Consider the following 1,120-nt stretch of genomic DNA (forward strand, 5'->3'; position numbering starts at 1 on the left):
GTAATAGTGGGACAATCTCTAATAAGAATGGTAATACCATAGCCTTACAAAACACTAAAATACAAACTTTTACTAATACTGGAACTATAGAAAAAACAAATAATGGTGGTAGTGGTGTTGCGATTGAAAACAATACAGCCTTAGGAACTTTTATTAATCAAGGAATAATTAATCATAAAGGTAATGGACCAGGTGTTTATGTAGGTAGTAAAGCTACGATAGAGAACTTTGAGAATAGTGGGACGATAGAAAGCAAGCAAAAAGATGGGATAGAAGTTAATAATTCTACTATTACTAACTTTAAGAATAGTGGGACGATACAAGGCGGTTGGAGTGGTATGTTTATAAATGGTGCAATCATTCAAACCCTCATTAATGAAGGAAGTATTATTAGTAAGAGTAGTAATGATACAGATGCAGGCATAGGCTTACAAGGTGGAGGAACCATTGCAACTATTATCAATAAAGGAACGATAAGATCAAACGCCTTTGGAATTGGTGTTGTTAATGGTAAATTTGGAAAACTCATTATGCAAGATGGGGCAGTAGTGCATGGAACAAAATATTCAGGTATTATAGTAGGAATAGGCCAAACCTTAGGAGATCTTGAAATTAGTGGAGCTAATACTAAGATTAGTGGGGGTCAAAATGGTATTTTCTTATCGGGTAATTCCAAAACCCAAAAGATTACCATTAAAGATGGAGCTAGAATAGAGGGAGGAAATAATGGAATCGTACTTAGAAACGGTGCCAACCTTAGTGGAGATATTAACATATCAGGAGGAGCTAAGATAAAGGGAGAGAATGGAATTATAGCTCACACTGGTGCTAAGATTAGTGGAGATATTAACATATCAGGAGGAGCTAGAATAGAGGGAGAATGGAGTGGAATCAACCTTTGGGATAATACAGAACTTAGTGGAGATATGATAATTTCAGGTCAAGGCTCTATGATAAAAGGAGGAAAGGATGCAGGTATTTTTAATGAGAATTCTAAGATAACTGGTAACATCACTATATCAGATGGAGCAACTATAACCGCTACTTCAGGTAAAGCCATTTGGAATAATGAGAATTCTACCCTTAGTGGAGGTATTACCATAAGTGGTGCTAATACGAA

General features: G+C 35.8%; 1 pseudogene. It reads left to right on the forward strand.

Features of this window, described 5'->3' with window-relative positions:
* Nucleotides 1-1,120 (forward strand): annotated as a pseudogene (locus LS72_RS11100) (hypothetical protein); the annotation flags it as partial.

The sequence above is a fragment of the Helicobacter apodemus genome (assembly GCF_000765745.2).
Classification (GTDB): Bacteria; Campylobacterota; Campylobacteria; order Campylobacterales; family Helicobacteraceae; genus Helicobacter_D; species Helicobacter_D apodemus.